Origin of the sequence: uncultured Corynebacterium sp., from assembly GCF_937999985.1 — a bacterium.
GTDB lineage: Bacteria > Actinomycetota > Actinomycetes > Mycobacteriales > Mycobacteriaceae > Corynebacterium.
In genome coordinates this window covers 1-26,700 of the sequence record NZ_CALLDG010000088.1, presented here as the reverse complement: position 1 = coordinate 26,700, position 26,700 = coordinate 1, and the positions used below count along the sequence as shown (strand labels likewise).

Genomic DNA, 26,700 nt, shown 5'->3' with positions numbered 1-26,700 from the left:
TTCAGTCGGGGGTCTCCTGGCTCCAAAGTAGTTTTCTTTGCCTTAAGATCCGAGGGGATCTGCACCCCGGGGTTACTCGTTGCATCGGTGTTGTAGGAAGCAGGAAGGTCCGACAGCCGAGAGACCAGCTGAAAGCTCGGATGCTCTCCGGTTGGGTCGAAAACCTTAATCTGCATGCCCACCTGATCGGCAGTACTTCCGCCGGTACCAAAGCCGAGGTTGCCGTTGCCGTACAACCAGGCCTTACCCCAGACCTTCTCCGGGATCGCTGTATTACCAGACGGGTCTTGAAGCTGATCCGCGGGGATAGTCCACGTCTTCCGTTCTCCTGTATCCATGTTGATGCGCTCAAACATGACGTGTGTCCTTGGGTTCGCCCCGTCTTGCTGCATGCGGGCGGGACTCACCAGACCCCAGAGGTACTGTGGGGCACTGGGGAGGACAACATGATCCTCAGCTCCAGCTTGGAAAGGCGCGTTGTTTTGATTACGGGCAATCTCGCCACGTGGATCCTTCGCACCTACCGCTGGCAGGGGAATCTTATACAGCTGTCGGGTACCGGATGTTGCGGTGTTGCCCACCCACATCACTTCGTTCGATCCACGTAGGTCAAAGGTGCCGGTGTTGATTAGATCCAGGTCGTTTGGCCTTCCGCTGGTCGCCTTGTGGAAAAGGGTCGCCCCCTGAGCATTCTTGACCAGCCCGAGGTCGTACACCTCACCCGTGACCGGATCGATCTGCAGAAGATGGCCCGCGGGGTGGCATTCCTGGAGGCTCGAATTGTGGTTCGCCTGGCTTATGGCGTAGATCCAGTGATCCTTCGTGTTGTAGGACAGCGCGTTGTACACCCAGTTGGAGGGCTTACCGATGGGGGTAAAAGTACTGCTACCCTCGATCTGCAGGTTGAGCTGTGTGCTCGTGTTTCCCGCCTGTCCACCATTCGGCGTGGCCGACACGTAAACAGCCGTGCCCTTATTGAGTTCGTCTTGGGTGAGCTCTCGGGGACCTTTACGGGTTGTCGCCTCCTCACACTTACACGGCACCGAGACCATGCCATAAACCTTGACCGAGTAATCGTTACCTTGTGTCGACGGCGCATTCGTCAACACCTGTAGGGTATTTCCTGGCCAAGTATTGAATCCCGTCCCTGTACCTTCAAGGTCAAAAGAGACGGAATTTACCTTCCCTGCGCTATTACGACTTTGCACCGTAATACCGGTGGTTTGCACAGCCTTACCGTTCGTGCCGATCCGACCGCCTCCGGGCGGTGGCGTGGTAGACGAGTTGTATTCAACCCCGTTGCTGGTCTCTTTCTTGGTAACAAAGAACCCACCTAGATCCCCATTTAAGGACCTTGTAGCGCTAATTTCTACCCGGGTCAGCGGCAGATCCACACCCCGCGTACCACTCTTGATGTTAATGCGGAACTTCTTGGCGTTGCTCTTTGTAGGACCTGCAACTTCCTTTAAATCTGCGTCATTCCTCGCATCCGAAAGAGGTGAGTAGAGCTGCGTATCCAGCAGTTTCTCTTCTTTACAGTTTCCCGTTGGAGTCTGCGCCTGCGCCGAAGGAACATTAATTCCTCCAATAGCTCCCACGATGGTCACGAGTGCACCCAGAAGGGCAGCAACGGTTAGAAGACAAATACATGCCCGACTAAGCGCCGCCCCTTGGCGATCTTCGGCCAACTTAAGGTTTTCACCGGTTAATACGCGAGCCATTATCCTTTTCCAGCCTTAGATCCGTTCTTCGACCCACCTGTTAAGGTTTACCTAAAAACGGATACCCACTCCTTCTTGGCGAGATGAAGGTTAAGCCTTCAAGCTTGCACCCTATGCGAACAAGAATACAATCTTCACAGGTGCCGCTCAACTTGCCGAAAGGTGTTTTAGGCTACTCTTATTCGAACCTTCACCTTGAGTTCACCGGACAGCAGTGGCACCCCTTCCGGCACCCCGCTACACACCGCCGGCGAAGCCCAACTGGCGCCACGCCTCATAGGCCGCCACCGCCGCCGCGTTCGATAGGTTCATGGACCGCCGCCCCGGCAGCATCGGGATGCGCACCTTCGCCGTCACCCGCGGATCGGCCAACACCTCTTCGGCCAGGCCCGTCGGCTCCGGGCCGAAGAGCAGCGCGTCACCCGGCCGGTAGTCCACCTCCGTGAACCACGTACCCGTCTGCGCGGTAAACGCGAACACCCGACCCGACCCGCGTACCGGATCAGTCACGTGAGCCAGCGCCTCATCGATCCCCTCATGGACGTGCACGTCTGCCAGCTCGTGATAATCCAGCCCCGCCCGGCGCACATGCTTGTCGTCAAACTTGAAGGCCAGCGGCCCCGCCAGGTGCAGCGAGGCTCCCGTGCCCGCGCACATGCGGATCGCATTGCCCGTGTTCGGGGGGATCTCCGGGCGGTCGAACACTACGTGCAGTGGAGGGTTCACACCCGCAAACTGGTTTTCTGACGTCATTCCCCCAATCTAACCGGTACAAATGTAGCCATGAGCAACTCCCCCTCCCGCAGCTTCGACATCACCCTGATGGGTGCCACCGGTTTCGTCGGCGCGCTGACCGCCGACTATCTGGCCGCCAACGCTCCCGCCGACGTGCGCATCGCCCTGGCTGGCCGGAACCAGACCAAGCTGGAGGCCCTGCGCGAGCAGCTGGCTGCAAAGCACCCGCGGGCCAAGGAATTCCCGCTGGTCATCGCCGATTCCAGCGATAATCGCTCTCTGGAGAAGCTGGTCCGCAACACCCGCGTGGTCATCTCCACCGTCGGCCCCTACTACCGCCACGGCTTTCCCCTGGTCCGCGAATGCGCCACTCACGGAACGCACTACGTCGACCTCGCTGGAGAGGCGCTCTTCATGCGCGAATCCGCGGATTCCTACCACGACCGCGCCACCGCCAGCGGGGCGCGCATCGTCCACGCCTGCGGCTTCGATTCCGTTCCGAGTGACCTGGGAATGCTGCTGCTGGGGCAGAGGGCGTCCGAAAATAAAGACAGCCTCACGTCCGCCACCATGATCGTGAAGATGAAGGGCGGGCTCTCCGGCGGCACGGTCGACTCGATGCGCGAGCAATTCGCTGCCGCCAAGGGCAGCCAGGAGAAGAAGCGGCTGCTGGCCGACCCGTACACCCTCTCCCCCGACCGCGCCAAAGAGCCAGAGCTGGGCAAGCAGCCGGACTTCGGGGTGGTGCGCGAAAGCGGCATCGGGGGTGCTAGCGCTAGCGACGGCAGCGAGGACGTCTGGGCCGGGCCTTTCATCATGGCGGGCTCCAACACGCGCGTGGTACGCCGCTCGAACGCGCTGCTCGGCTACGAATACGGCGATAAGCTGCGCTACAGCGAATATCAGTACACCGGCAAGGGGCTGAAGGGTCGCATGCGCGCCTTCACCATGGGCGCAGTGCTCGGCACGGCAGTGACGGCGCTGAACCAGGACAAGCTGCGCACGTTCCTCTCTCGCTGGGTGCCGGAGCCCGGCGAGGGGCCGTCCGAGGCCGAACGCGATGCCGGCTTCTTCCACACCACGCATTTCGGCGTGGGCAACAGCGGAGCCACCTACCAGCAGACCATCAGCCTGGACGCCGACCCGGGGTACAAGGGCACGTCCCTGATGCTTAGCGAGGCTGCGCTCACTCTTGTTCTTTGTGACGCCGAACTGCCGACAGGCTCCGCCTACCAAGGCGAAACCGGCGGCGGAGTGCTCACTCCGGCCACCGGCCTGGGGATGCCCTACGTGCGGCGCCTCAGCGACGCGGGCATGAAGTTCAGCGACTAGTTGAACATGCCTAGCTGAACAGGTTCTGCTCGTCCTCGGGCACGCCGTTCACCTGGTTTAGGTTCAGGGTATTGAGCTGGGTGACGTGCTCTGGGGTCAGCTCATCCAGGGAGGAAACCTGCAGCAGGCGCATGGTGCGGCGAACCTCGCTGGCCAGGATCTCGATGGCGCGGTTCACGCCGGCCTCGCCACCGGCCATCAGGCCATAGAGGTATGCGCGGCCGATCAAGGTGAACTTCGCGCCCTTGGCGATCGCAGCGACGATGTCCGCGCCATTCATGATGCCGGTATCCATGGCCACGTCCACGTCGTTACCGACCTCACGGGCGACCTCTGGCAGCAGCTGGAAGGGCACCGGTGCGCGGTCCAGCTGGCGACCGCCGTGGTTGGACAGGATGATGCCATCGACGCCCAGGTCGGCCAGCTTCTTGGAATCCGGCAGATTCTGCACGCCCTTGACGACCAGCTTGCCGGGCCACATCTCGCGGATGGTCTTTAGATCCTCGAACTTGATGGAGGGATCCATCGCGGAGTCCAGCAGCTCGCCGACAGTGCCGTCGGTGCTGGTCAGGGAGGCGAACTCCAGCGGCGGGGTGGTCAGGAAGTCCCACCACCACCAGGGGCGCGGAATGGCGTTGACCACGGTGCCCAGGGAGATCTCCGGGGGGATGGAAAAGCCGTTGCGGGCATCGCGCAGACGGTTACCGGCGACGGGCGTATCCACGGTGAACAGCAGGGTATCGAAGCCGGCCTTGGCCGCGCGCTCCACCAGGCCGTAGGAGATTTCGCGTTCCTTCATCACGTACAGCTGGAACCAGTTGCGGCCGTTCGGGTTGGCCTTCTGCACATCCTCAATGCTGGTGGTGCCCAGGGTGGACAAGCAGAACGGGATGCCCGCGGAACCCGCGGCGCTCGCGCCCGCGAGCTCGCCTTCGGTCTGCATCAGGCGGGTAAAGCCAGTCGGGGCGATGCCGAACGGCAGGGAGGACTTGCCGCCGAAAATCTCTGCGGTGGTGTCCACATTGGATACGTCGTTCAGGATCGACGGGTGGAACTCCACGTCGCGGAAAGCCTGGCGGGCGCGGTTCATCGAGATTTCTTCGTCGGCGGCGCCATCAGTGTAGTCGAACGCAGCGGCCGGGGTGCGGCGCTTAGCGATGGCTCGCAGATCCCAGATGGTCTGTGCATCGTGGAGACGACGAGCCTTGAAATCCAGGGTGGGCTTTTTAAACTTCAGCAGGTCGAAAATCTCAACGGGGTTCGGGATCTGGCGTTTCTGGTGTGCCATGGGAAAATCGCTCTCCTCACAGAGTTTCTTCGCGGCTTCCTTTTCCGCGAATTAGCGTGGTTTTTGTGTAGGTCGCCGTTTGGGAGGCCAACAATTCCACGATAGGGCGCTTCTCCGAACCTCGCCGTGTGGGTGTGCTGCAGCCCCCTTTCCAGCTATCTCAGCTCCGCGAAGAACTCCAGGATCCGCTCCCCGATCAGCTGCCGGGACTTTGGCTTCACGAACTGGTGGCCTTCCCCCGGAACCTCCAGGAACTGCGGGGTGCGGCCCAGCTCCACTAGCGCGTCGTATAGCTGCTGGGATTCCTGCAGCGGCACGTTCGAGTCGTTAGCCCCGTGGATAAACAGCACCGGGGTGGTGATCAGCTCCGCCTTGTGCAGCGGGGAAATCTCCCACAGCAGCTCGGCATCGTGCATCGGGTACCCGTACTTCGGGGAGGCCGCGCTCGCCAGCCACGGCTCGGTCGACTCATAGTAGGTCTCGAAGCTCGTCATGCCGCAAGCATCCACCACGCCTAGGAACATGTCCGGGTAGCGGGCGGCCGCCAGCACAGCTAGGAACCCGCCGTAACTGCGGCCTCCCAGGAATACCCGCCCTGCGGTGCACAAGTCGGCGTCACAAAGAAAAGAAACAGTATCCGCAACGTCGTCGATGGCGGCGAAGCGACCGTAACGATCGTCGGCGTGGATGAACGCGCGGCCGTTGCCCTTACTACCGCGAATATTGGGTGTAAACACAGTGTAACCAGCGGCTACGATGTCCGCCAGCACGTCGTGGTGGACAGGCCGGGACTGCCCCTCGGGGCCACCGTGCAGGTGTACGTACACCGGATGCCCCGGCGCGGGGTTCTCCGGCAGATACAGCCAGCCGGAAAGCTCCAGGCCGTCGCGGGCCGTGTAAAAAACCAGCTCCGGGACGTCGCCCTGCCGGGCGCGCTCGTCCAGGCGGTCGGTGCGGTCCGGATCCAGCGGCTCCACACGCCCGGCTTCCAGCCGCAGCACCTCCACCGTCGGCGGCAGGTTCGGCCCTTCGACTGTCAGCGCCAGCAGCTGGCCATCGTCCGTGATGGACAGACCCGCTGCGACCATGCCCGGCAGCTCGACGGTGCGGCGGACCTGCACGCGCTGCTCATCGCCGAGGCTCAGCAGCTCCAGGTTGGAAATGCCCGCCTGGTTCCACAGCACCGCGGCAGTCGAAAGATCCTCGCTGATGGCGAACTCGTCGACGTCCGCCTCGGGGTTGCTGATCAGCTCCTCCCGCTCGATACACACCGGGCGCTCGCCCTCGATGTCTACCACCAGGCGCATGAGCCGACGGCGATCCGCACCGTGGTCAGTGACCACGAGGATCACCAGGCGGCTGTCCGTGATCGGCAGAATCCGGCCATCCTCCGTGGTGGCTCCCGGCTCCGGCGGCAGCAGGGGCATCCAACGGCCTTGAGGATTGACCAGCAGCAGCTCGCGGTTGCCACGCGGGCCGACGCGCATGAGGCTATACCCGGCCTCCGAGGCGACGAGCAGCGCATCGAGGCGCCGGTCCATCACCTGGTAGCGCGACGTATTCGGGTCGACCAGACGCGCTTCCGTCATGCCGTCGGCCGCCACTGCGTCCATCGCCAGCTTGTCGCGGTCCCATTCGACCAGATGCGTGCGGGCGTCAAAGGTGTTTCTTAGCGGTGACGCCCCTTCGACCTCAGGGTCCGTAGATACCGTGAAGGTCTCGAGCTTTTCCGAGCCCTTAGGGGAAACCTCGCAGGCGATCCACTGTGCGTCCGGGGAGTGCAGCACGCGCGTGACGGGGCCTTCGATAGGCAGCTGCACGGGGCGTTCCTTGCCCACGCCATCCTCGGTGAGTGCTGCCTGGACGGCGTAGGGATACCCGCCATCGCGGACGATGTAGGCGATGGCAGTGCCGTTGGGGGCTAGCGAGGGGACGGTCGTATGGCGCATGACTCCAATATTCTAGCCAAGCCCCAGCAGCTGGCCTAACAGCTTCGCCTTATGGAACGGGCTCGGCACCGGTTAGGTACAGACTGGTGCGGGTGGGGCGGAGAAACTCTATGCTGTGAAGACATGAGCATTTACGTGAACGCCTACTCCACCGTCCGCGCGGACGTGCCCTTCCGCGGACCGGGCGAGCCCGCCATCGCCTCCCGCGAGTTGTGCTTCGACTCGCCGGACCGACCGTTTCTCAAAACGGAAGCCAACGGCGCTAGCGAGGCCGAGGAGCAGCAGACTCGTGAGCTGCTGGAACACCTGACTGGCTTCGAGGGTTACGTCGCCACGCAGGGTGAGGAGCGCTTCGGTAGCTTTAATTCCTATATCCACTCAGTGATGCAGCACATCCACAGCGTGCGGCGCCACTATGTGTTCGAGCGCGACGATGACTTTGACTTCTCCCACCTGGGAGAATTCGCCGACTGGGCGCGCGAGGCCAACGCGGTCTTCTTCCTGACCGACGGCACCGTGCGCAATGCAGGCGGCGCGGATCTGCTGGACCCCGCACTGGTCGGCAGTTCCCAGGCCAGCGGAGCGCAGGCGAACTCTGTACCGCAGCACCCGGGCTCCGTAGAGCGGATGCGCCGCGTGCGCGGGGACCTATGGCGGAAGGGTTTCCAGGTGGCGACGACGCTGCCGCCGGTGCGCAGCGAAGCTGAGGTGCTGCTGCGCCCCGCCGAGGAGGTCTTCAACCGGGCCGTGACTTTGTCCGTGGTGGCGACCGTTGCCGTAGCAGTGTTGAACGGCGAGCCCGTGGACTTCGACGCGTTGCGCTCTGGATCGCGGCGGGCTTTCGACCACCTCACCCCGATTGAGCGGTCCTTCCTCGACGCCGCGGAGGCTGCGCAGGCTGTACAGGGCGCGCAGGAAGCACAGGGAGCACAGTCCTATGGCCAGGAACTGCAGGACGATGCGTACCAGCTGGCCTGGGCCTACACCGCTGCAGAGTTCCTCGCCTGGGTCGTCGGCCTGATCGACATTGACGTCTTCGGTTTTACTCCCGTGGATCTTCCCGCCCTGCGGAGTGCACTACGCGCCGTGGATAAGGAAGGGCGCGATGCGTCCGCACTGCCACTGCGCAGCCTCCCGGAGATCTGCGACGTCTTGGAGCACATCTACTCTCTGCGCTGGGTTTCCGTGGAATTGCAGTCCGACAACCCTAGCCAGACCGGTCCCGGCACCCTCCAGCCCCAGGATCACTCCACCCTCGTCGAGCGCCACCGCGCCGTCGCCTGGCTGACCGATCCGGTTATCGCGTACGACGACGTAGATCTCTCTACCTAAAGGTCGCCCTAAGTCGCCCCCCCAATGCCCGCACGGGGCGGTGGGGGCGTCACCGCTGATGGGACTCAAAGAACGCGGCGACTTCGCCCGACGCGGTCACCGCATTAGAGCGGCGCTCGCGCGAACGGTCCTCCGCGCCCGCACCGGCCTCGCCCGTGCGCTCGCCCATCCAGGTGTGGCCGGCGTCGCCGATGGCCAGGTGCATGACCTCCATGTGTTGGCCGCAGTTCGGCCATTGCACGCGCTGCACGGCATCCGTCACGCGGGTGGCAATCGGCGCGCCCACGCAATGCGCGCGGCTCGCATATAGCTGGGAAAACTCGAAGGACCCAAGGTACTCGTCCTCGTACCGTCCCCCGCCGCCGTAGTGGATCGTCTGATCCTTACGGCCGTGAATGTCCAGGTACGGGGTGGTTTCTCCGCGCTTGAAGCGGACGTCCTCCGGCCTCTTCGGGTCCGCGCCCTTCTCCGCGCAGGCGCGCCACGTGCCCGAGTAGTAGGCCGCGGAAACGGCCGCGAAGGCCGCGAATTCGTCCGGCATCTCGCAGGCTAGCTTGCCCACGAAGCCGCCGCCGTTGGACATGCCCGTCGCGTAGATCCGGTTCGCATCCACCTGGTAGGTGGAAGACACCGCATCCATCACATCGCGGACGAAGCGCACGTCCTCGCCGGCCTTCACCCGCGCGTACGGGGCGCCCTCCCATGCGTTGCCGATGCCCTGCGGGTACACCACGATCGCGTTCTTGCCCGCCAGGTCGGTGTAGCGCGCCATCTGGCTGGCCTGCTCGCGGTAGCCGTGGAACGCGAAGATCAGCGGGAGGGGCTTCTGGTTCTTCGCCTCCTCCTGCTGGTTCTTGTCATAGGGCTGCGCGCCGCGCGGGACGTTAATGATGTAGCGGCGGTCGCGCTTGCCGGACTTGAGCTCGAGGGTTTTGTTCTGCCCCGCCTTCGGCACTTCGCGGATCGGGTGGAAGTGCTGCGGGATGCGCGCCACCGCAGGGGAAACCTGCACGTTGGGGCCTGCGGGCGGGATGGCCACCGCTTCCGTCGGGGCGAAATCCGCCGGTTCCTTCACCGTGTTGTGTGCCTGCGGATCGTCGTGGGGGGCGTGAGTGATCTTCTGGATGGCCACGCCCATCCCGGCTGCGCAGAGCAGAAGAAATGCCGCGAAAACGGTTGCTGCGATGCGCCTGCGGCGGAATTGTTGTTCCGTGGGGCGGCTGCCGGTGGGGCGCTCCGGCGCGCGGCGATTATTGGCGCGGTCCGCTCGGTGCCGCCCGCCCTTCGCGCGGTTTTCGGGGTTTTGTTGATGACGCCGCCGGCTCCCCCGCCAGGAATCCTCCCCGAAGCTCACGGACTCCTGCCCGCTGACCTGCGGAGGTACCGCTAGGTGGTGGCGCTCCTTCCGAGCCGAGTTTTCCCGCGCGTGGCGTGGCGCACGCGGGGCATCGGGGTCGAAAGGCTTACGAGTCACGGGGACGATTGTTCTTGGCTCATCCGCCTGTGTCAATCACCGGCCCTCGTGTTCAGTGTCACCCTAGCGCCGCCCCAGTGTCACTCGAGCGTCATCTCAGCGGAAGTCCCGCGAGCCCGCGTGCGCTCCCGCGATCTCACCCGCCGGCCGCAGTTGTGTCTCCACCTGCTCCAGCAGATCCGCCGTCACGGTGGCCGCCCCCTCCGCGTTATGGACGATGCCCCGCACGACCAGGATCTTCGCGTTCAGAGCAACCGCCCGCTGCCGCGCCCACAGCCCCTGCGAGACCACAATATTCGCCAGGCCAGTCTCGTCCTCTAAGCCGAAAAACACTACCCCACCTGCGGTAGCGGGGCGCTGCCTGTGAGTCACCACGCCCGCGACTCGCACCCGCGTGCCATCGGGGACGCGCAGCAGGCTATCGGCCGTCACCACTGCCGCACCGCCACGCGGGGCGGCATCACCGGAGCACGCACCGCGCGGGGCAGGGCGCAGATGCCACTCGTTCAGGTATTCGCGCAGCAGACGCACCGGATGCTCGGCCGTCGTCACACCCGTGGTCGCTAGTTCGGACGCCACCATCTCAAAAGCACTCATCCCAGGCAACGCCGGCGCATGCACGCCGGACGTCCCCGGCAGCATTCCCGGCCGCTCGGTCGCCGCCACCCCGGCAGCCCACACGGCCTGACGGCGGGTTAGCCCGAGGCTCCCCAAAGCTCCCGCTCGCGCCAGCTTCTCCACGTGGGCCACGGTCAGCCCGGCCTCGCGGGATAGGTCTTCCACGCTGGTGAAGCGGCCGATCCGCTCGCGCGCCTCCACGATGCGCTCCGCCACTTCGGCGGAGATCCCCTTCACCCCGCCCGCCCCGCTGAGCCCAAGCCGGATCTGCCCCACCGGCTCGCCGGTCCCCCGGCCTAGCCCGTGAACTCCCGTGGGCCGGTTGGTGCGTGGGGGCGTCATTAAGGAAACAACCGTATCCACCTGCACGTCCGAAGCGTTCACGTCCACGGGAAGGACCTCCACGCCGTGGCGACGCGCGTCGGCCAGCAGGGACTGCGGCGAGTAGAACCCCATCGGCTGGGCACGCAGCAGAGCCACGCAGAACTCCGCCGGATAGTGGTACTTAAACCACGCGGAGTAGTAGACCAGGGAGGCGAAAGACTGCGAGTGTGATTCCGGGAAGCCGTAGCTGGCGAAGGCCACGATCTTGTCCCACAACCGATCGGCCACCGCACCGCGGATTCCGTTCTTCGCCTCCAGCCCCTGGTAGAAGCGCTTCTTCAGCCGCTCCATCTTCTGCGGCGAACGCTTCGACCCCATCGCCCGGCGCAGGGTATCGGCCTCGGCGCCGCTAAAGCCCGCGGCATCCACGGCCATCTGCATCAGCTGCTCCTGGAACAGCGGGATGCCCAGGGTCTTCGTCAGGGCGGGCTCCAGGCACGGGTGGTCGAAGGTCACGGGCTCCAGGCCATTACGGCGGCGAATATAGGGGTGCACGGAGCCGCCCTGGATGGGGCCGGGGCGGATCAGCGCGACCTCCACTACCAGGTCGTAGAAGGTGCGCGGCTTCAGGCGCGGCAGGGTGGACATCTGCGCGCGGGACTCCACCTGGAACACCCCCACCGCGTCCGCGCGGGAGAGCATCGCGTAGACCTCCGGCTCCGTGGGGTCCAGCCGCCACAGCTCGACCTCCCGGCCCCGGTGGACGCGCACCTGGTCCACCGCGTGGTGTAGCGCCTCCAGCATGCCCAGCCCCAGCAGGTCGAACTTCACCAGCCCCACGGCCGCGCAATCGTCCTTGTCCCATTGCACCACCGAACGGCCTTCCATCCGCGCCCATTCCGTCGGCACGACCTGTGCGATCGGGCGGTCGCAGATCACCATGCCACCGGAGTGAATACCCAGGTGGCGGGGGTGGTCCAGCATCTGCTCGGCTAAACGCTGCACTGCGTCGGGGGTCTGTTCCGGGTGGCGAGTCCAGGCGTCGATCTGGCCCAGCGCGTAGCCGAGCGCACGCCCGGCATCGCGGGTGGCACCGCGGCGGCGGTAGGTGATCACGTTCGCCACCTGTGCGGCGTTTTCGCGGCCATAGCGGGAGTACACGTACTGAATAGCCTCCTCGCGCCGCCCGGATTCGATGTCGAGGTCGATGTCTGGTGGCCCGTCGCGCTCCGGGGAGAGAAAGCGCTCGAAGAGCAGGCCGGAGGCCACAGCGTCCACCGTCGTGATCCCCAGCGCAAAGCACACCGCGGAGTTCGCCGCGGATCCTCGCCCCTGGCAAAAGATGTTGTTCTCGTGGCAGAAGGAGACGATGTCGTGGACGATCAGGAAGTAGCCGGGAAACCCCAGCTGCTCGATGGTTTCCAGCTCGCGGTCGATAATGGCCCAGGCCTGGTTGGCGGCGGCGGAGGAACCGCGCGGGCCGTAGCGCTGCGCCCCGCCGCGTTCGGTAATGGCGCGCAACCAGGTCATTTCCGTGTACCCCTCCGGCACGGGGAAGTGTGGCAGGTTCGGCGCGACAAGGTCCAGCGTGAAGGCGCATTCTTCGGCAACCTGCACGGAGGTCTCCACGGCGCGCGCCAGCCACTCGCAATCGCCCGCGAGCTGCAGCATCTCCTCGCCCGAGCGCAGCCACGAGCCGCCGACCGGGTGGGTGGTCGGCTCCGCGGCCGCCATATCTTTCCGCTCGTGCAGTGCGGCCTTCGCCCCGGCCAGCCGGGAGTACTTAGGGGTGGCGCACGTCGGGGCGCTGCTGACGACCTCGCGTAGGCCGTGGCGCACCGCCAGGGCGTGAAGGCGCTCGTTGCGGTCGGCATCGGCGGGGTTCATCGTGTGCTGCAGCTCCACTACGACGTTCTCCGCGCCAAAGATGTCCACGAGCTGCGCGTCCGCCCAGCGCCAATCCAGCAGTACTAGCCAGTGGCCGCCCGCCGACTCCGCCAGCCGGGGCAGGCTGGGGTACCGGACGGAATCTTTGTCCGGATCGGCCATGCGGGCGTCCGAAATAACTCGGCTGAGCCGCGTGTAGCCTTCGCGCCCCTTGCACAGCACCGTGAGCGGCACGTCGAGGCTCAGCTCCGCGCCGAATACCGTGGCGAGGTCCGCGTTACTCTCCGCCACCGCCGTAGCGAAGCGCGCCGCCCCGTAGAAGCCGTCGCGGTCCAGGCATGCAAGCGCGCTTAGCCCCAGTTCACGGGCCGCCGTAACCATTTGTTCGGGCTGGCTCGCGCCACGCAGGAAGTTGTAGGCGCTGCAGGCGTGAAGCTCCGCGAAGGGGGTTGTTGCTTCTTTTTGTGACGCCCCCTCGGCCCCAGTGCCACCCGCCTCCGCAGGGTCGAGAGACGTGGTGCGCTGCTGGCCTTCCCCCACTCCGACAGCGCGGAGGTTCCGCAGCCCCGGCCCCCTGCCGGATAGCACGCTTTCGAGTTGCGCCCAGCTCAGCGGCCTCCCCTGGGAAAAGCTCCTGGATTGCGGCTTGCGTAGCGTGCGGCGAGGTGCAGGGTTCGGCTCGCCAGCGGGATCGCGGGGTTCAACAGACACAGAGCGATTATAGAACATATATTCTATTAACTGCCAACGGGAGCAAACCCTCTTAAAACTAGTGGAAACTAAGACTAGACTAAGTTGTTCATTCTGGTTTAGAGTGCTACTTTAATCGCACAGTTCAGCCCGGACATTCAACAGAGCACCGGGCCCCATGACTATCCAGGAGGATCCCATGTCCCTTCGCCGTAAAGTAGCAGCCGGTGTAGCTGCAGCAGTTATGGCCTTCAGCTTGACCGCCTGCGGCGGTGACGACGACACGATCAAGGTCGGCACCACCGACCAGGGCCAGAAGCAGTGGCAGGTGTTTGAGGAAAAGGCCAAGGAAGAAGGCCTGAACGTTGAGCTGGTTCCGTTCGGCGACTACAGCCTGCCGAACCGCGCGCTGGCCGACGGCGAGATCGACGTCAACAACTTCCAGCACCTGATGTTCCTGGCTGACTACAACGTCAACAACGACTCCAACCTGGTGCCGATCGGCGCCACCGAGATCATCCCGCTGGGCGTGTACTACCAGGACCACAGCGAGGTCAAGGACATCGAGGAAGCCGGCGAGGTTGCCATCCCGAACGACCCGACCAACCAGGGCCGTGCCCTGCACGTGCTGGCATCCGCTGGTCTGGTGAAGCTGAAGGACGACAAGATCCTGTCCCCCACCCCGGCTGACATCGACGAGGGCAAGTCCAAGGTCAAGGTCACCCCGGTGGACGCCGCCCAGACCGTGACCGCCTACAAGGACGGCACCCCGGCCGTCATCAACAACTCCTTCCTGGAGCGCGGCAACATCGACCCGAAGTCCGCCATCGTCGAGGATGACCCGAAGGCAGAAGCCGCCAAGCCGTTCATCAACGCCTTCGTCACCACCGAGGAGAAGAAGGACGACGAGGATCTGAAGAAGCTCGTTGAGGTCTGGCACTCCAAGGACGTTCAGGATGCACTGAACGAGCAGTCCAAGGGCACCTCCGTCCAGGTTCAGATGGGCCCGGAGGAGCTGGCTAAGGTTCTGAAGGACACCGAGGACCAGATCAAGAAGTAGGCCCAACCGGCACTACTAACCCCAACTCTCAAAAGAGGTTCCCTATGGCGACAGACGCACAACCAAGCGTCGACCAGCCCAGCGCCGGCAACACCGGCGCTGCCGGCAGTACCGGCAGTACCGGCACGGAGATCGTCTTCCGCGACGTGACGAAGGTCTTCAAGCAGGGCAAGAAGGAAATTCACGCCCTGCAGGACATCAACACGCAGATCGCGGCGGGCTCCATCGTTGGCATCATCGGCTACTCCGGCGCCGGCAAGTCCACCCTAGTCCGGCAGATCAACGGCCTGGACCGCCCCACCAGCGGACAGATCCTGCTGGACGGCCAGGACATCGTTCCCCTGCCGGAATCGCAGATGCGCAAGCTGCGCAGCGACATCGGCATGATCTTCCAGCAGTTCAACCTGTTCTCCTCCCGCAACGTGGCAGGCAACGTCGCCTACCCACTGCGCCTGCAGGGCATGCCCAAGCAGCAGCGGGAAGAGCGCGTCAAGGAACTGCTGGAGTTCGTCGGCCTGTCCGACAAGGGCAAGGCCTACCCGGAGCAGCTGTCCGGTGGCCAGAAGCAGCGCGTCGGCATCGCCCGCGCGCTGGCCACCAACCCCAGCCTGCTGCTGGCCGACGAGGCCACCAGTGCGCTGGACCCCTCCACCACCCGCGACGTGCTGGAGCTGCTGCGTAAGGTGAACCGCGAGCTCGGCATCACCATCGTGGTGATCACCCACGAAATGGAGGTTGTGCGTTCCATCGCCGACTCCGTGATCGTGATGGAAAACGGCCGCATCGTGGAGCAGGGCAGCGTCTACGAGGTATTTTCCAACCCGCAGACGAAGACTGCCGCCAACTTCGTAGCCACCTCGCTGCGCAACACCCCCGACATGGTCGAGGCGGAAGCACTGCAGTCCGAAAACGGCCGACTCTTCACTGTGACCATGGCCGAGGGAATCGGGTTTTTCGATGCCATCTCGAAGCTGTCCGCTGCAGGGGTGACGGTAAACATCGTCCACGGTGGCGTCACCACCCTCCAGAACCACAGTTTCGGCCGCCTGACCCTGCGCCTGACGGCCCACAATGCCGACGGCGAGAAGGCGATCGAGGAATTCCACGGCCACATGCAGGATTCCACCGAGATTGAGGAGATCCGATGAACACGATGACCCTCGCGCAAATGGATTGGGACCGCTACGGCGATACGTTCCAGAAGGCGATTTTCGAGACGCTGTACATGGTCTCGATCACGCTGCTGATCTCCTCGGTACTGGGCCTGATCATCGGCCTGCTGCTGTACACCACCCGCAAGGGCGGCATTCTGCAGAACCGGGTGGTCTACTGGATCACGAACTTCCTGGTGAACTTCATCCGCCCGATCCCGTTCATCATCTTGCTGACGGCAATCGGCCCGCTGACGGACCTGGTGGTGCAGAGTCGTATCGGTACGGAAGCAGCCATCGTCGGCATGGTTGTCGCCGCTACCTTCGGCGCTGCCCGTATCTTCGAGCAGAACCTGGTTGCGATCGACCCGGGCGTGATCGAGGCCGCCAAGGCGATGGGTGCCTCGCCGCTGAAGATCATCTTCACGGTGATCATCCCCGAGGCACTGGGGCCGCTGATCCTGGGCTTCACCTTCATGTTCATCGCCATCGTGGATATGTCCGCCATGGCCGGTTACATCGGTGCAGGTGGTCTGGGTGACTTCGCGATTGTCTACGGTTACCGTTCGTTTAATGACGCCGTTACGTGGACAACCGTCGCAGTGATCATCGTGATCGTGCAGATCGCGCAGCTGGGCGGAAACTGGCTGTCGAAGAAGATCATGCGCCGCTAGTCAGCACGCGCTACTAGTGAGCACGAAACCCCGGGCTAGTTCAGTTCAATGAATTAGCCCGGGGTTTCGTCGTGCGTTTAGAATTCCGCGACCCACGTCACGGTCTGTTTGGGCCCCTTGCCGCAGGAGGGAACGGAGGTTCCCCCTGGGTGCGCGCTCAGGCGAACCGTGATTTCTTGTTCTGCGCCAGCTTCTGGGGGCGCATCTGTGCCCGCTTCTGGCCCCGCTTCCGTGTCCGCTTCTGGTCGGATGGTTACGACGCGCACCTCGGTGGCGCCGTCTGTGCCTCCGGCCGCTTCCGGCTTGGTCACGCGCATGCTGGCGAGCTTGACGGGGCGGCCTTCGCTGGCCAGCTTCTCCGCCGCGGCCAGCTCCGCGGCCTGGCCGACTGGGTCCCAGACTCCGCGGCCACGGCAGCCCTCCAGCCACAGCTCGCCCTGCTTGGCACGTTCCAGCATGCTGCTGGCGCCGGCGGTGCCGAGCTGGCCGTAGGAGTAGTTGTGGGGCAGCAGGATCATGGAGGGGGCGAAGCGGTGCCCCTTGGTGTGGGAGGATTCCCAGACCATCTGGCCGTACTTGGCGGTGAGCTCGTCGGCTACCGGGCGGCCGAATACCGCGCAGCACTTGTCGCGCTTGCCGTGGGTGCACACCAGCAGCAGCGGGTCGTCGATGCGCTGTCCGCCGGCGGCGCCGGGGGCGCTAAGGTCGAGGTCCAGAAGCGCTTCGGGGCCAGAGACTTGCAGGCTTTCGAGGATGGGTGTGGGGTCGTCGCCGTAGCCTTCGGCCCAGCTGATGTAGAGCTGCCGGGTGGCGCTGGCTGCGCGCTGCTGGCCTTCGCGGCCGGGGCGGCGGATGAACTGCAGCTGGGCGCCGTTGTCCTTGAGGAACTTCTCAACCTTTTCGGTGAGTTCCTCCCCTAGCGCGGTGCCGTCGAGGATGTCGTGGCCCCAGTTGGTGACGAACTCGAGGGCGAGGATGATCTTGCCCGGCTTGGCGGTGCCGGGAAGAGCCTCATCGGTCTGCTGGGAGCACATGTCCGCGTAGATCCCGCCGGAGACCTGAGTAGTGGTGGACTGCCCAGTTTCGGGCTGCCCGGCCTGCGCGTTTCTATTTGTAGGCATGCCTTCAACAGTACCAAGTTGGAGGCTAATTTCGGGCTAGTAAGTCGCTTCGATCCGCCACTGCTTCCCTTTGCACACCAGCAGGAATGCGTGGTCTCTAGGGGCGCCTTCGTAGAGGCCGCTGTGGGGGTCACTATGGGTTTCCTCGCGGGCTGCGACCTGCAGCCGGGCGTAGCGCTTCCCCTCGGCCCACCAGTGCTCGTCGACCGGCCAGGGGCCGGCCCATCCGGTGATGCGGAGCCGCCGGGCGCCCCAGCGCAGGGTATCCGGCGGGGAGCTCATCAGCCCGCGGCCGGTGACGTACACGGCATCACCCTGGCGGTCCAGCAGCGCCAGCCGCGCTGCGGGGTGCGCAGCGCTGGGATTGCGTTCGCTGGCACCGGGGGCGCCATCATCACTGGTTGGCGAGCCGATCAGCCCTGGTAGAGGGGGCAACAGCTGCCCTTCCCATTGGCGGGTCGGCAGGGCGGTCACCTCCTCCGGGTCGTCCTCCCCGTAGGGCACGGTGGCGATACGGCGGGCTACGGCACGGCCTCCGCGGTGGATGGGACGGAGCACGCGGTTCATGCCGATCAGTGCTTGCGCCCGCCCGGCGGCGGCGCGGGCGGCGCGGATGCCTTCATCTGGCCCGCCCCACAATGGCGCGGCCAGGCTGCCCGCAGGAACGGTCTCCACGGGCACGAGTTCGATGCATGTCACCCCGACGGTATTGTCCGCCCAGTCGGACACGTCGACCACGCCGGTCTCTCCATCGACTCCGCCCTGCCCGTCGCTGTGCGCACCCTCTCCCCTAATCGTCCCCGCCCCGGCACGCAGCCGGGTGAGCCAGCCGTCGAGCTGCCAGCGCACCCGCTGGGCGGTGTCCTGCTCCGAGAGCGGTTCGCGGCAGCGCCACAGTCTCTCGATAACAGTCGGCCCGGTGTATCCCACCGGGGGTTCCAGGTAGGCCCGCACGGCTAGTCGCAAGCATGCCTCGCCGGCAGCAAAGAGCTTGTTGTGCAGCGCAGTGGCCACGTGTCGGGCAATGAATGCGGCGGTTTCAGTACGTGCGATGGGTTCGTCGGCTTCGTAGCGCAACTCTAGGTCTTCTCGGTGCCGTCGGGGTGCTACATCCCGGTCGATGTGCCCGCTGGCGATGCGGTGCCACTCCACGGCCTCCTGTCCGAAGCGCGCGGCCACGTCCGCGCGTGGCAGTTCGGCAAAGTCGCGCATCGTGCGTAGCCCCAGCTGCTGCAGTGTGGCGCTGAGGTGTGCCGGGGCGCGCAGCTCCGGTTCGATGCTCAGCACACTGATCGGCAACCCCGCGATGAACTCCGCACTGCCGCCCACGGGGATGCTCTTGCCCAGCCGGGCTGCCCAGACCGCCGAGACCAGGTCATCGGCCACGCCGGCCATACAGTCAGCGTGTATGCGGGCGGCGGCATCCAGCAGCTTCTCTACCGCACTGGCCTCGTCGCCGTAGTACCTAGCTAGCGCGTCCACCGGGAAGGCAAGTAGTCCGGGACGTAGGGTCTCCACGACTGCGCTGACGTCCTGCAGCGCGGCCAATACGTCCTCGTGCACGGAGGCCTGCCGGGTGGAATCGTCCGCCGCGACGTTCAGCTGCGGGTACGCCGCCAGCGCGTGCCGCTGTTTCATTCCGATCCGGATTCCCTGGGCGCGTGCGGCCGCATTGCAGGCCAGCACCCGATAATCGGCAATCACCGCGGCGGGCGCCAGCACGTCCCACCCGCGCGACTGTGCCTGGACGTACACCGGCCAATCCGGGAACCATAGCACTGCCACCCGCCTGTTGTGGGTTGCAGGCGCCACCCGCACCGCGCTATCCGGAGTACGCATGTGCCGTATCCTCTGTACCCGCTGTGCCCACTGTGCCCGCTGTGCCCGCTGTGCCCGCTGTGCCCACTGTGCCCGCTGTGCCCGCTACGCTCTCTGCACCAATCACATCCTCTGCACCAATAGTCGCCCGCACCGCACTCGGCGGCTGAGCCTTACCCCACACGCGCCCCGCGACCTCCACGGCGCGGATGCGCCCACTCCCGCGCCTCAGCCCCAGCACACCGCATACCTGTAGCTCCACGTGCATCCTGGCCTGCGGCCACGCCTTCCCACACACCAGCAAAGCGCACTCGCTCTTCCGCAGCCGCGCCTCCACAGGTCGCGCGAAAGTCGGAGTTACGGAACCACCACTACTCCGTCCCCCCTGTCCGCTCTGCCCGCCCTGCTTGCCTAACTGTCCGCCCGCCGCAAACAGCACCACATCCATCCCTTCCACCAGCGTGCCCAGCACCGCCGCCGTGTGCGGGGTGGAATCCGGCACCAGCACCAGCCGTTCCACGTTGCCACCGGCAGCCGCCACCGCCGCGATCGCTAGCCGCGGATAATCGACCACCGCCACGCACATCCCCTGCGCCGTCAGGTGCGCCAGCATATCCACCAGTACTGCCGGACAATCCGAAAATTGCGTCGCCTGCCCACGCACCACCCCGCCACCCGGCAGGTGCTCGGCCAGCCACGCCGGGACCGGCGCGACGCGCACGCTGTTTTCTCTGCGCAGTTCTTTGCTTTGTGCTTCTTTTCTTTGTAACGCCCCCTTCCCCGCCGGTGCCGATTCCAGCACCGTCGCACTCGAGACGCTGGCCATCGGAGCTCCCCCGGATTCGATCTGCTGCATCTTGCGCCGCAAGCTGGCAATCGTCGCCTGCGCCGCAGATTCCCCTGCAGACTGCGCCATGGTTGCCACCTCCCTTCCCTTTTTCCGACACCGCATGTTCTATCAGCGCCCTCGTACAGGGATACCCCGCACACAACACGTATTAGAACACGTGTTCTAACTCGATAGGGTCGAATATATCCCTCCCCGCGCAGTAGCGTCAAGCGCGGCGATAAAGACGCAGGTTGAAAGGGGCGGAAAAGGTGGCGTCACCTAAAATGGGCAACCATGAGCCCAACAAACCGCAACGAGCCCGTCATCGCCCCACCCACGCCCGTGCGTGCCGCCGCCTCGGTACTCTTCGGTCTGGCAGTGGGCATTATGGCCGCGCCGCTCGCGCCCGGCTTTCAAGTTATCGTGCTGATCCTCAGCGTCGGCGCGGCGCTACTCCTGACGTTTAGCCACCCATACCGCCGGCAAGTGCGTGCAGAGGTGGAAAAGCGTGGCGAACGCTATCGCACCAGCGCAGCGCAGGTCGCACCACTGTTCCCGCTATGGATCGCACTGATGGCACTCCCCCTGCTAAATACGCGCTCGTGGGTACTCATGGCCATCGCGTGGGTCATCGCCAGCGCGTACACCTGGTTTATCTACCCGCACATCGACGGCACCGCGCACATCAAGCCGATCGACGAAACCAAGAAGAAGTAGCGCTCAAAGAGCACCGCGCGCAAGCAAAACGGCCCGCACTCCCCAAAAACGCCGGGGAGTGCGGGCCGAAAACCTATTTCAGCCTTTATTAGGAGCCCGAGAGACTACCAGACAGGCTGCCGGAAGCACCGGAGCCGGCCGGGGCCGCACCCTTCTTCACCACAATCGGGGCACCGTTGTCGAAGACCTTGTTGTTGTTCACAACAGCGCCGACCTTCACACCTGCACCGTTCTTGTAGGTACCCTCCTTCTCCGGAGCCTTCCAGGTGAAGTCCAGCAGCAGCGGAGTAGCGGTATTAACGGTGGGCTTCTTCTTAATCAGCAGACCCTCCGTCCAAGAAACGCGAACCTCGGTCCGATCATCGGTCTGCTTCACTGCATACTCAGACTGACCCAGCTCGTGGACAGAGTCGCCGATCAGACCGCCCTTGATGCGCTCAACCTTGGCCAGCTTGAAGCCCTTCGGCATCCACTCAAGGACCTCGTCGATGCGGGTATCACCCTTCACACCCTGAATCTCAACACGGGTCTTCACGGTAGCGCCCGGAGCAACGGTGGTTGCGCCGTGAACCTGCTTATACACGTCAACATTCCAGGCCGGGCCACCGACGTTACCCAGCTTGATCTTGTCACCCTGCGGGACGTCCAGATCCTTCTTGCCACCCAGGGAACCAGTCAGGCCACCCAGGGAGCCAGCCGGAGCAGCGGATGCAACACTTACGCCACCGAAAGCCAGTGCAGATGCTGCGGCAATAGCGGTTGCGCTACGAACAAACTTAGAAGCCATAGAGGAATACCTTTCGATCAACTTTGCAGAGGTCTGCAAACGACTTTGCGCTAAAGCATAACCTAGTTAGCGATACAAAATCAGTATTTCGGAAGTTTCCTCTGAAAAACCTCTAAGTCCGGAGCAAAACCGCTCTTACTCCCACTCGATGGTTCCCGGCGGCTTGCTGGTTACGTCCAGCACCACGCGGTTTACTTCCTCCACCTCGTTGGTAATACGGGTGGAAATCTTCTCCAACACGTCGAAAGGAATGCGGGTCCAGTCGGCCGTCATCGCGTCCTCACTAGATACCGGGCGCAACACAATCGGGTGGCCGTAGGTACGGCCATCGCCCTGCACACCCACGGAACGCACGTCCGCCAGCAGAACCACTGGGCACTGCCAGATCACGTCGTCCAGGCCAGCGGCAGTGAGCTCAGCGCGAGCGATAGCGTCGGCAGCACGAAGAGTCTCCAGGCGCTCCTCCGTCACCTCACCGATGATGCGGATGCCCAGGCCCGGACCAGGGAACGGCTGGCGTGCCACGATTTCCTCCGGCAGGCCCAGCTCGCGACCAACCGCGCGCACCTCGTCCTTGAACAGCAGGCGCAGCGGCTCCACCAGTTTGAACTCCACGTCGTCCGGCAGGCCGCCGACGTTGTGGTGGCTCTTGATGTTCGCGGTGCCGGTGCCACCACCGGATTCCACGACGTCCGGGTACAGCGTGCCCTGTACCAGGAAGTCCACGCTGGATCCCTCCGGGGCATCGGCCAGCACGCCCGCAACGGCGCGCTCGAAGGAGCGGATAAACTCCGCGCCGATGGCCTTGCGCTTAGCCTCGGGCTCGGTCACGCCGGCCAGCTTCTGCAGGAACGCCTCGCGCTCGTCCACCGTCACCAGCTTCGCACCGGTGGCGGCCACAAAGTCCTTCTCCACCTGCTCGCGCTCACCGGCGCGCAGCAGACCGTGGTCGACGAACACACAGGTCAGGCGGTCGCCAATCGCGCGCTGCACCAGCGCGGCCGCCACGGCGGAATCCACGCCACCGGACAGGCCGCAGATAGCGCGCCCTTCGTCGCCGATCTGCTCGCGCACCTGCTCGATCAGCTGCTCGGCAATGTTGCCCGCCGTCCAGGTCGGCTCCAGCCCAGCGGTTTCCAGCAGGAAGCGGCGCAGCACCTCCTGGCCCTTCGGGGAGTGCAACACCTCAGGGTGGTACTGCACGCCCGCCATGCGCTTCTCCGGGCACTCAAAGGCGGCCACCGGCGCACCTTCAGTGCGGGCGGTCACGGTGAAGCCCTCCGGCGCCTCAGAGACGGAGTCGCCGTGGCTCATCCACACCTGCTCGCTATCTCCCATACCCTCGTGCAGCACGCCGGCCTCCGGCTGGATCTGCAGCTCGGTGCGGCCGTACTCGCGCAGGCCGGTCTTCGCCACGGTGCCACCCATGGCCTTGGTCATCGCTTGGAAGCCGTAGCAGATGCCGAATACCGGCACCCCCAGCTCCAGCAGTCCCGGCTGGAGCGAGGGGGCGTCATCTGCATAAACAGAAGAAGGTCCACCGGACAGGATCAGGGCCGCAGGGTTCTTCGCGGCGACCTCGTCGGCGGACATGGTGTGCGGGATGACCTCGGAGTACAGGTTCACCTCGCGCACCCGGCGGGCAATGAGCTGTGCGTATTGCGCACCGAAATCCACGACAAGTACGGGCCGTGGAGCGGCGGCAGCTGGGTCTTGTTGAGTCACGTCCCTAACTCTAACGCACCTGCGCGCCACGGGGCACACCGGTCGCTCGCTAGCCGCGGCTGTCCGTGAAGCGCTGCTTGTACCAGTCCATCGACGGCGGGGAGAAGATCAGCCCCAGCGACACCACCGCCACCACACCGAGGATCATAGCCAGCCAGAACACACCCGCCTGGATCACCGTAATCGTGATCAGCACCAGCGTGATGTGCGTCAGCACCAGCCCAGACACACCCCACGTGCGCCCCTGAATAATCATCGTCCCGAACAGCGCAAACGCGAAGAAGTACAGCCCCACCATCACGCCGGTCGCACCGACATTCATCTTCACAGTTTCGTCGCCGTGCTGCGGCTGGTAACCGAGGTAGAGCACGATCGTGACGATGATGCCCACCACGCCGATTACTATTGACGCCCACGAAAGCACCGCTAGCTGCATCGGCAACCGGTCAGTTGTGCGCTGCCACCACTGGGAAATCTTCATTCAGATCAGTTGTGTCTTTCTGTATTAGCGGACGACCAAGTACTAGCGGACGACCAGATCGACCTTCTGGAAGCTCTTAATATCCGTGTATCCACACTTAGCCATCGAGCGGCGCAGGGCGCCAATAATGTTCTCTCCACCAACCGGATTGGCAGTCGGGCCGAACAGCAGCTCCTTCAACGGCAGCGGCTCGCCCCCCAGGCCTACCTCTTCCACCAGGCCACGCGGCAGCTTCGGGTGGCCCGCCGTGGACGGCCAGTACCAGTTAGGAGCGCCCGCAGAGGCAGCAGTGGCCAGGGGCAACCCCAGCGAAACGGCATCCGCGCCACAGGCGATGGCCTTGGCTACGTCACCTGAATTGCGCAGCGAAGAATCGGCGATGATGTGGACGTAGCGGCCGCCCGTCTCGTCCAGGTAGTCGCGGCGCGCAGCGGCCGCATCAGCGATGGCGGTGGCCATCGGTACGTCGATGCCCAGCGAATCGTTGTTGGTGGTGTGGCCAGAGCCAATGATCACACCCGCCGCGCCGGTGCGCATCAGGTGCATGGCGGTGGTGTAGTCCACCACGCCACCGGCGATCACCGGGATGTCCAGGCTGCCGATGAACTCCTTCAGGTTCAACGGCTCGCCGTCGCGGTGCACGTGTTCTGCGGAGACCAGGGTACCCTGAACCACCAGCAGGTCCATGCCGGACTTGATCAGCGCCGGCGCGAGCTCGCGGGCATTCTGCGGGGACACACGGACGGCGAAGCGCACGCCGGATTCCCGCACTTGGTTTAGCCGCTCCTGCAGCAAGTCCACGTTCAGGTCCAGGGAGTGGAGGCGCTGCAGCTCCGCGTTGGCGCCGAAAATCTCTGAGTCCGAGGCGGCGTCATCCTCATCAAACAGCGCGGACTCTGCCTTGCGAGCAGCTTCAACAACCCCGCGCAGGGCGGCATCCAGGTCATCCACGCGCCCCCAGAGGCCTTCGGCATTGATCACCGGAAGGCCGCCGAGCTGGCCAAACTCGATGGCGAACTCGGGCGTGACGATCGAGTCGGTCGGGTGCGTCATCACTGGGATGTCGAAGGAATAAGCGTCGATCTTCCACGACGTATCCACATCGTGCGAGCTGCGGGTGCGCCGGGACGGCACGATGTCGATTTGGTTCAGGCCGTACACCCGGCGGGCAGCGCGCCCACGTCCGATGTCAACGTATTCCTGCATGGCTGACTTGCTCCTTAAAAGCGTGCTTTAGCGGTTCGGGTTGTAGTTCGGCGCTTCCATGATGCCCTGCACATCGTGCGGGTGCGATTCGCGCAGACCCGCGCCAGTAATGCGCACGAAGCGTGCGTTGTGCAGCTCGGGGATCGTCGCCGCGCCGGTGTAGCCCATGGCAGCGCGTAGGCCACCGACCTGCTGGTGCAGGATCGAGCCGATGGAGCCGCGGAACGGTACGCGGCCCTCGATGCCTTCCGGCACCAGCTTCTCCTCGGACTGCACGTCGGCCTGGAAGTAACGGTCCTTGGAGTAGGAGCGCTTCTCGCCGGTCAGGCCACGGCCCTGCATAGCGCCCATGGAGCCCATGCCACGGTAGCGCTTGTACTGCTTGCCGCTGATGGTCACGATCTCACCGGGGGTCTCGGCCGATCCTGCGAGCATGGAGCCCAGCATTACTGTGGACGCCCCAGCCGCCAGCGCCTTGGCGATGTCGCCGGAGAACTGCATGCCTCCGTCGGCGATGATCGGCACGCCCGCCTTCTTGGCCGGGACGGCTGCCTCCATGATGGCGGTGATCTGCGGGGCGCCAACGCCCGCGACGACGCGGGTGGTGCAGATGGAGCCCGGGCCGATGCCGACCTTGATGGCATCCGCGCCGGCCTCGATCATGGCCTGCGCTGCCTCGCGGGTGGCGAGGTTACCGCCGACGACATCTACGCGGTCGCCGAATTCCTTCTTCACGCGGGAAACCATGTCCAGCACGCCGCGGTTGTGGGCGTGGGCGGTATCGACGATCAGCACGTCCACACCGGCATCCACCAGATTGCCCGCGCGGGTCCAGGCGTCCTCGCCGGTGCCGATACCAGCGGCGGCCAGCAGGCGGCCGGAGGAATCCTTAGCAGCCAGTGGGTACTGCTCGCGCTTGGCGAAGTCCTTGACGGTGATCAGGCCGGTCAGCTTGCCAGCACCGTCGACGATCGGCAGCTTCTCCACCTTGTTCTCGGAAAGCAGGCTCAGGGCAGCTTCGGCGGACACGCCTTCCTGGGCGACAACCAGCGGCATGGGGGTCATGGCCTCGGAAACCTTGCGGCTGAAGTCGCTTTCGAAGCGCATGTCGCGGTTAGTGAGGATGCCGACCAACACGCCCTCGTCATCCACAACCGGCAGGCCGGAGATGCGGTAGCGGGCGCACAGATCATCTACTTCCTGGATGGTCATGTCCGGGGAGGCGGTGACCGGGTCGGTGATCATGCCGGCTTCGGAGCGCTTGACGATCTCCACCTGCTGCGCCTGGTCCTCGATGGACAGGTTGCGGTGCAGCACGCCGATGCCTCCGTGGCGGGCCATGGCGACGGCCATGCGGGCCTCGGTGACGGTATCCATGGCGGCGGAGGCCACCGGGATGTTCAGGTCAATGTTGCGAGTGAACTTCGTGGAGGTGTCCACGCCGGACGGGATCACCTCGGAAGCGGCGGGCAGCAGCAGGACGTCATCGAAAGTCAGTCCAACCAGTGCAACCTTGTTGGGGTCGTCGCCGCCGGTGGAAACTGGGTAAATCTTCGCGTTCATCTCTGGGTTCGTCACAGGTTGCCCGACCTTCCTCTAGAAAATTCTGCGGCGCTTCCCTACCAGCGCTTGGGCGCCTGGGAGTTCTCGCCGTCTTTTCGCCGATGTACTACAGAATAACCCTTTGCAGCGCGTTTTTGTGTGCCGGGGTTAGGTAGCGGCGGCGGGGCGCGCACTTCGTTCTCATCCCTCAGTTTGTAGACGATTCATTCCCCAGTTTG

19 protein-coding genes and 1 pseudogene are annotated in these 26,700 nt (G+C 64.5%); 6 read left to right on the top strand and 14 right to left on the bottom strand.

Features of this window, described 5'->3' with window-relative positions:
- Together Q0331_RS04215 and Q0331_RS04210 are read right to left on the bottom strand one after the other, a co-directional pair.
- A pseudogene (locus tag Q0331_RS04215) lies at positions 1–1,721 on the bottom strand (cell surface protein); the annotation flags it as partial.
- Positions 1,722–1,958: 237 nt separating this feature from the next.
- Positions 1,959–2,474 (bottom strand): tRNA (cytidine(34)-2'-O)-methyltransferase, encoded by a 516-nt coding sequence (locus tag Q0331_RS04210; protein WP_298075152.1) that lies wholly within the window; start codon positions 2,472–2,474, stop codon positions 1,959–1,961.
- Between the two features lie 30 nt (positions 2,475–2,504).
- Here Q0331_RS04210 and Q0331_RS04205 point away from each other — a divergent pair, with 30 nt between their 5' ends.
- On the top strand, positions 2,505–3,788 hold the full coding sequence (locus Q0331_RS04205) for a trans-acting enoyl reductase family protein (protein ID WP_298075150.1): 1,284 nt from the start codon (positions 2,505–2,507) through the stop codon (positions 3,786–3,788).
- A gap of 10 nt (positions 3,789–3,798) precedes the next feature.
- Here the strand turns inward: Q0331_RS04205 and Q0331_RS04200 are convergent, their stop codons facing one another.
- Together Q0331_RS04200 and Q0331_RS04195 are read right to left on the bottom strand one after the other, a co-directional pair.
- Positions 3,799–5,076, bottom strand: a complete 1,278-nt coding sequence (locus Q0331_RS04200) for an alpha-hydroxy-acid oxidizing protein (RefSeq protein WP_011274073.1) — start codon at positions 5,074–5,076, stop codon at positions 3,799–3,801.
- Between the two features lie 155 nt (positions 5,077–5,231).
- The gene (locus Q0331_RS04195) at positions 5,232–7,025 is read right to left on the bottom strand and encodes an alpha/beta fold hydrolase (protein WP_298075146.1); all 1,794 of its coding nucleotides are present in this window, start codon (positions 7,023–7,025) and stop codon (positions 5,232–5,234) included.
- A gap of 123 nt (positions 7,026–7,148) precedes the next feature.
- On the opposite strand from Q0331_RS04195, the gene Q0331_RS04190 reads away from it, so the two are divergent.
- On the top strand, positions 7,149–8,357 hold the full coding sequence (locus Q0331_RS04190) for a DUF4272 domain-containing protein (protein ID WP_298075145.1): 1,209 nt from the start codon (positions 7,149–7,151) through the stop codon (positions 8,355–8,357).
- Between the two features lie 49 nt (positions 8,358–8,406).
- Here Q0331_RS04190 and Q0331_RS04185 read toward each other — a convergent pair whose 3' ends face one another.
- The gene (locus Q0331_RS04185) at positions 8,407–9,831 is read right to left on the bottom strand and encodes a PHB depolymerase family esterase (protein WP_298075143.1); all 1,425 of its coding nucleotides are present in this window, start codon (positions 9,829–9,831) and stop codon (positions 8,407–8,409) included.
- Positions 9,832–9,927: 96 nt separating this feature from the next.
- Complete coding sequence (locus Q0331_RS04180; protein WP_298075141.1) at positions 9,928–13,389, bottom strand: error-prone DNA polymerase; 3,462 nt, start codon at positions 13,387–13,389, stop codon at positions 9,928–9,930.
- Between the two features lie 160 nt (positions 13,390–13,549).
- On the opposite strand from Q0331_RS04180, the gene Q0331_RS04175 reads away from it, so the two are divergent.
- Genes Q0331_RS04175 through Q0331_RS04165 form a run of 3 tightly spaced genes read left to right on the top strand, consistent with a single transcriptional unit; the run spans position 13,550 to position 16,235 of the window.
- Complete coding sequence (locus Q0331_RS04175) at positions 13,550–14,410, top strand: MetQ/NlpA family ABC transporter substrate-binding protein (protein WP_298075155.1); 861 nt, start codon at positions 13,550–13,552, stop codon at positions 14,408–14,410.
- A gap of 44 nt (positions 14,411–14,454) precedes the next feature.
- Positions 14,455–15,558: a methionine ABC transporter ATP-binding protein gene (locus Q0331_RS04170; RefSeq protein WP_298075139.1), complete on the top strand. Its 1,104-nt coding sequence runs from the start codon at positions 14,455–14,457 to the stop codon at positions 15,556–15,558.
- Positions 15,555–16,235 (top strand): methionine ABC transporter permease, encoded by a 681-nt coding sequence (locus Q0331_RS04165; protein WP_005291775.1) that lies wholly within the window; start codon positions 15,555–15,557, stop codon positions 16,233–16,235. The genes Q0331_RS04170 and Q0331_RS04165 overlap by 4 nt, the downstream gene beginning before the upstream one ends.
- Before the next feature lie 77 nt (positions 16,236–16,312).
- Here the strand turns inward: Q0331_RS04165 and Q0331_RS04160 are convergent, their stop codons facing one another.
- Genes Q0331_RS04160 through Q0331_RS04150 form a run of 3 tightly spaced genes read right to left on the bottom strand, consistent with a single transcriptional unit; the run spans position 16,313 to position 20,090 of the window.
- The gene (locus Q0331_RS04160; RefSeq protein ID WP_298075136.1) at positions 16,313–17,356 is read right to left on the bottom strand and encodes a sucrase ferredoxin; all 1,044 of its coding nucleotides are present in this window, start codon (positions 17,354–17,356) and stop codon (positions 16,313–16,315) included.
- A gap of 36 nt (positions 17,357–17,392) precedes the next feature.
- Complete coding sequence (locus tag Q0331_RS04155) at positions 17,393–19,195, bottom strand: DNA polymerase Y family protein (RefSeq protein WP_298075134.1); 1,803 nt, start codon at positions 19,193–19,195, stop codon at positions 17,393–17,395.
- Entirely contained in the window at positions 19,179–20,090 is a 912-nt protein-coding gene (locus tag Q0331_RS04150) for a hypothetical protein (protein ID WP_298075132.1), read from the bottom strand. The genes Q0331_RS04155 and Q0331_RS04150 overlap by 17 nt, the downstream gene beginning before the upstream one ends.
- 207 nt (positions 20,091–20,297) lie before the next feature.
- Here Q0331_RS04150 and Q0331_RS04145 point away from each other — a divergent pair, with 207 nt between their 5' ends.
- Positions 20,298–20,720: a hypothetical protein gene (locus Q0331_RS04145; RefSeq protein WP_298075130.1), complete on the top strand. Its 423-nt coding sequence runs from the start codon at positions 20,298–20,300 to the stop codon at positions 20,718–20,720.
- An 88-nt stretch (positions 20,721–20,808) separates the two neighbouring features.
- On the opposite strand, the gene Q0331_RS04140 is transcribed toward Q0331_RS04145, so the two are convergent.
- From Q0331_RS04140 to guaB, 5 genes are all read right to left on the bottom strand, one after another.
- A complete protein-coding gene (locus Q0331_RS04140; protein WP_298075128.1) occupies positions 20,809–21,507 on the bottom strand; it encodes a hypothetical protein in 699 nt (232 codons plus the stop codon).
- A gap of 135 nt (positions 21,508–21,642) precedes the next feature.
- Positions 21,643–23,232: a glutamine-hydrolyzing GMP synthase gene (gene guaA / locus Q0331_RS04135; RefSeq protein ID WP_298075126.1), complete on the bottom strand. Its 1,590-nt coding sequence runs from the start codon at positions 23,230–23,232 to the stop codon at positions 21,643–21,645.
- A gap of 49 nt (positions 23,233–23,281) precedes the next feature.
- Positions 23,282–23,713, bottom strand: a complete 432-nt coding sequence (locus Q0331_RS04130; protein WP_298075124.1) for a hypothetical protein — start codon at positions 23,711–23,713, stop codon at positions 23,282–23,284.
- Between the two features lie 42 nt (positions 23,714–23,755).
- Entirely contained in the window at positions 23,756–24,919 is a 1,164-nt protein-coding gene (locus tag Q0331_RS04125) for a GuaB3 family IMP dehydrogenase-related protein (protein ID WP_298075122.1), read from the bottom strand.
- 27 nt (positions 24,920–24,946) lie between these two features.
- Entirely contained in the window at positions 24,947–26,482 is a 1,536-nt protein-coding gene (guaB, locus tag Q0331_RS04120) for an IMP dehydrogenase (protein ID WP_049049852.1), read from the bottom strand.
- Between the last annotated feature and the right edge of the window lie 218 nt (positions 26,483–26,700).